The 5,312-nt window shown below is 55.0% G+C and carries 3 rRNA genes; all 3 read left to right on the top strand.

Annotation, left to right across the window (positions count from 1 at the left end):
• Positions 1–3: 3 nt before the first annotated feature.
• The 3 genes from ACLD6A_RS06385 to rrf all read left to right on the top strand — a co-directional run bounded on the left by ACLD6A_RS06385 (position 4) and on the right by rrf (position 5,268).
• Positions 4–1,531 (top strand): 16S ribosomal RNA (locus ACLD6A_RS06385).
• Between the two features lie 381 nt (positions 1,532–1,912).
• Positions 1,913–4,975: ribosomal RNA gene (locus ACLD6A_RS06380) — 23S ribosomal RNA — on the top strand.
• A gap of 176 nt (positions 4,976–5,151) precedes the next feature.
• Positions 5,152–5,268: ribosomal RNA gene (rrf, locus tag ACLD6A_RS06375) — 5S ribosomal RNA — on the top strand.
• Together the 16S, 23S and 5S rRNA genes form the textbook arrangement of a ribosomal RNA operon.
• The last annotated feature ends 44 nt before the right edge of the window (positions 5,269–5,312 follow it).

Raw genomic sequence — 5,312 nt, 5'->3', positions numbered from 1 at the left:
TTTTTCGTGGAGGGTTCGATTCTGGCTCAGGATGAACGCTGGCGGCGTGCTTAACACATGCAAGTCGAACGGGATCTAGTCAGCTTGCTGACTGGTGAGAGTGGCGAACGGGTGAGTAATGCGTGACCAACCTGCCCCATGCTCCAGAATAGCTCTTGGAAACGGGTGGTAATGCTGGATGCTCCAACTTGACGCATGTCTTGTTGGGAAAGTGTTTAGTGGCATGGGATGGGGTCGCGTCCTATCAGCTTGTAGGCGGGGTAATGGCCCACCTAGGCTTCGACGGGTAGCCGGCCTGAGAGGGCGGACGGCCACATTGGGACTGAGATACGGCCCAGACTCCTACGGGAGGCAGCAGTGGGGAATATTGCGCAATGGGGGAAACCCTGACGCAGCGACGCCGCGTGCGGGATGAAGGCCTTCGGGTTGTAAACCGCTTTTGATTGGGAGCAAGCCTTTTGGGTGAGTGTACCTTTCGAATAAGCGCCGGCTAACTACGTGCCAGCAGCCGCGGTAATACGTAGGGCGCAAGCGTTATCCGGAATTATTGGGCGTAAAGAGCTTGTAGGCGGTTCGTCGCGTCTGGTGTGAAAGCCCATCGCTTAACGGTGGGTCTGCGCCGGGTACGGGCGGGCTAGAGTGCAGTAGGGGAGACTGGAATTCCCGGTGTAACGGTGGAATGTGTAGATATCGGGAAGAACACCAATGGCGAAGGCAGGTCTCTGGGCTGTTACTGACGCTGAGAAGCGAAAGCGTGGGGAGCGAACAGGATTAGATACCCTGGTAGTCCACGCCGTAAACGGTGGACGCTGGATGTGGGGCCCATTCCACGGGTTCCGTGTCGGAGCTAACGCGTTAAGCGTCCCGCCTGGGGAGTACGGCCGCAAGGCTAAAACTCAAAGAAATTGACGGGGGCCCGCACAAGCGGCGGAGCATGCGGATTAATTCGATGCAACGCGAAGAACCTTACCTGGGCTTGACATGTGCCTGACAGCTGCAGAGATGTGGTTTCCCTTCGGGGCAGGTTCACAGGTGGTGCATGGTCGTCGTCAGCTCGTGTCGTGAGATGTTGGGTTAAGTCCCGCAACGAGCGCAACCCTCGCCCTGTGTTGCCAGCGGGTTATGCCGGGAACTCACGGGGGACCGCCGGGGTTAACTCGGAGGAAGGTGGGGATGACGTCAGATCATCATGCCCCTTACGTCCAGGGCTTCACGCATGCTACAATGGCCGGTACAACGGGATGCGACATGGTGACATGGAGCGGATCCCTTAAAACCGGTCTCAGTTCGGATCGTAGTCTGCAACTCGACTACGTGAAGGCGGAGTCGCTAGTAATCGCGAATCAGCAACGTCGCGGTGAATGCGTTCCCGGGCCTTGTACACACCGCCCGTCAAGTCATGAAAGTGGGCAGCACCCGAAGCCGGTGGCCTAACCCTTTTGGGATGGAGCCGTCTAAGGTGAGGCTCGTGATTGGGACTAAGTCGTAACAAGGTAGCCGTACCGGAAGGTGCGGCTGGATCACCTCCTTTCTACGGAGTTTTTGTGCACGCTCGGATGAGTGTGGTTACTGGTGTGGAAAACAATAGTTAACGTTTTTTGAATGAGTATGTTTGGGCATGCTTTTGGGTTCCCGGATTGCCACCCCCCTTGTTTTGGGGTTGCGGTCCTTGACTCACAGGATTTCAGGTTGATGCTTTTTGGTGTTGGCTTGGGTTCTTGGTGTTGTGGTGGTTTGAGAACTGGATAGTGGACGCGAGTGATTATGTGAGATTCTTTTTAGGGTTTCATGTTTTTGCTTTTACTGATTTTCGACCGGCTCCATTTTGGTGGAGTCGTCTTGATCGTTTTGTGATCGTTTAGTGTGATGATTTGTTGTCTAGAGAATTTTGCTGTTAGGTTTCTTACTGGTGTGTGTCACTGGTAAGGGCGTATGGTGGATGCCTTGGTAGACAGGACCGATGAAGGACGTGACGGGCTGCGATATGCCTCGGGGAGCTGCCGAGTGGGCTTTGATCCGAGGATTTCCGAATGGGGAGACCCGGCCACTGTTATGGGTGGTCACCACAGTTTTTGTGGGGGGTACGCAGGGAAGTGAAACATCTCAGTACCTGCAGGAAAGGATACTCCGTGAGTAGTGGCGAGCGAAAGCGGATCAGGCTAAACCGGGTGCGTGTGATAGCCGTCAGGTGTTGCGCATTCGGGGTCGTGGGATTGGTTGTTCAGCCTCTGACGGGGTTGAGAAGAGTGATAAAATGTCGTGCTAGGTGAATGGGATTGAATTCCCAGCCGTAGAGGGTGATGGCCCCGTAGCTTGTCGTGCGATGTCTCTTTATGCTTATTCCCAAGTAGCGCGGGCCTCGTGGAATCCCGCGTGAATCTGCCCAGACCGTTGGGTAAGCCTAAGTATTCCTGTCTGACCGATAGTGTACTAGTACCGTGAGGGAAAGGTGAAAAGCACCCCGGGAGGGGAGTGAAATAGTTCCTGAAACCGTGCGCTTACAATCCGTCGGAGCCTTCTTGTGGGGTGACGGCGTGCCTATCGAAAAATGAGTCTGCGAGTCAGTGGTATGTGGCGAGGCTAACCCGGGTGGGGGAGCCGTAGCGAAAGCGAGTTTTAAAAGGCGTTTTAGTCGCATGTCCTGGACCCGAAGCGGGATGATCTAGCCCTGAGCAGGTTGAAGCGCGGGTAAGACCGTGTGGAGGACCGAACCCACCTAGGTTGAAAACTGGGGGGATGACTTGGGGTTAGGGGTGAAAGGCCAATCAAATTCCGTGATAGCTGGTTCTCTCCGAAATGCATTTAGGTGCAGCGTCGTGTTATTGCTTACAGGGGGTAGAGCTACTGGATGCTTGCGGGCCCATACCGGGTACCAATAGCAGCCAAACTCCGAATACCTGTTAGGTTTATCACGGCAGTGAGTCGGCGGGGGATAAGCTCCGTCGTCAAAAGGGAAACAGCCCTGATCGTCGTCTAAGGTCCCGAAGCGCGTGCTAAGTGGGAAAGGATGTGGAGTCGCATAGACAGCCAGGAGGTTGGCTCAGAAGCAGCCATCCTTGAAAGAGTGCGTAACAGCTCACTGGTCTAGTGGTTCCGCGCCGACAATGTAGCGGGGCTTAAGCACGCCACCGAAGACGCGGCTGCATGAATTTTGTTTCATGCGGGGTAGGAGAGCGTCCTGTAAGGGGTGAAGCGGCCGTGTGAACGTGTCGTGGACTTTACAGGAGTGAGAATGCAGACATGAGTAGCGAGAGACGGGTGTGAATCCCGTCCGCTGGATGACTAAGGGTTCCGGGGCCACGTTCGTCGTCCCCGGGTGAGTCGAGTCCTAAGGCGAGGCCGACAGGCGTAGTCGAATGGATGAACGGGTTGATATTCCCGTACCGGTGTTACACCGTTCGAACTGAATCTGAGAGTACTAACCTTCATTTGCAAGCTGGCTTCCTTTCGGGGTTGTTGGCTTGTTTGTGTTGGGAGCGTATCGGTAGTAGGTTAGCGTGGGAGTGACGCGGGTAGGTAGCCGGCTGCGGAGGTGGTTTTCCGTGGCTAAGCGTGTGGGCTGTCCTCTAGGTAAATCCGGGGGATGTTAAAGCTGAGGCGTGATGGGTAGGCTGTAAGGCTGATTCCGGTGATCCTGCTTGCCAAGAAAAGCTTCAACGTGAGGTGTGATTCCGCTCGTACCCTAAACCGACACTGGTGGTCTGGTAGAGTATACCGAAGCGATCGGGCGAATCCTGGCCAAGGAACTCGGCAAATTACTCCCGTGCCTTCGGCATAAGGGAGACCCCTGATGGTGATATGGTTTCACACTGTTGAGCTGTTGGGGGTGGCACAAGCTAGGGGGTAGCGACTGTTTACCAAAAACACAGGAGCGTGCGAAGGCGTAAGCCGCTGTATACGCTCTGACGCCTGCCCGGTGCCGGAAGGTTAAGAGGATCCGTTAACTTCGGTGAAGCGGTGAATTTAAGCCCCGGTAAACGGCGGTGGTAACTATAACCATCCTAAGGTAGCGAAATTCCTTGTCGGGTAAGTTCCGACCTGCACGAATGGCGTAACGACTTCCCCACTGTCTCGGCCAGGAGCCCGGCGAAATTGCAGTACGAGTAAAGATGCTCGTTAAGCGCAGAAGGACGAAAAGACCCCGGGACCTTTACTATACCTTGGTATTGTCGTTAGGTGTGGATCGTGTAGCATAGGCGGGAGGCTGTGAAGCGCGGGCGCTAGCTTGCGTGGAGTCGACAGGTGAAATACCGCTCTTTCCATATCTGGCGTCTAACCTCAGCACGTTATCCGTGTTAGGGACAGTGCCTGGCGGGTAGTTTAACTGGGGCGGTTGCCTCCTAAAGAGTAACGGAGGCGCTCAATGGTCCGCTCAGCCCGGTTGGCAATCGGGTGTTGAGTGTAATCGCACAAGCGGGCTTGACTGTGAGACTGACGGGTCGAGCAGGGACGAAAGTCGGAGATAGTGATCCGGTGCCGGCGTACGGACGTGGCATCGCTCAACGGATAAAAGGTACCCCGGGGATAACAGGCTGATCATTCCCAAGAGTCCATATCGACGGGATGGTTTGGCACCTCGATGTCGGCTCGTCGCATCCTGGGGCTGGAGCAGGTCCCAAGGGTTCGGCTGTTCGCCGATTAAAGCGGCACGCGAGCTGGGTTCAGAACGTCGTGAGACAGTTTGGTCTCTATCCTCTGCGCTCGTTGGAATGTTGAGGAGACCTGCCCATAGTACGAGAGGACCTGGGTGGACGAACCTCTGGTATGCCGGTCGTCACGCCAGTGGCGCCGCCGGTTAGCTACGTTCGGAAGGGATAACCGCTGAAAGCATCTAAGCGGGAAGCCTGCTCCAAGATAAGCATTCCTTGCACTTTAGTGTGTGAGCCCCCATGTAGAACACGTGGTTGATAGGCTGGACGTGGAAGCCCTGTAAGGGGTGGAGCTGACCAGTACTAACGGGCGATGGTGACATTCTTCCCTTCTGCTTTTAGGAGGGGCTAGTTTGAAACTTGAGTATTATTTTCTAGCATCATGGAGTATTAAACGATTCGCTTAACGATTGGTTAGTAAAAGCTTTTTTTGCTCGCGTTCATGTCCGGTTCCCAAACCGCCACGTTGCCACTTACTGTTGGTGAGTGTATAATATAGTTTTGCGGTGGTCATGGCTCAGGTGAGACGCCCGGTCCCATTCCGAACCCGGAAGCTAAGGCCTGACACGGCGAGGGTACTGCACTCGATAGGGTGTGGGAGACTAGCACGCTGCCGCATTATTCTTTCTAGCGGGGAACTTGATTGTTCCCCGCTTTTTTATT

Source organism: Gardnerella sp. Marseille-Q9691 (genome assembly GCF_046507715.1).
Classification (GTDB): domain Bacteria; phylum Actinomycetota; class Actinomycetes; order Actinomycetales; family Bifidobacteriaceae; genus Bifidobacterium; species Bifidobacterium greenwoodii.
The sequence above is the reverse complement of the archived record's forward strand: the minus strand, read 5'-3'. Positions and strand labels throughout refer to the sequence as shown.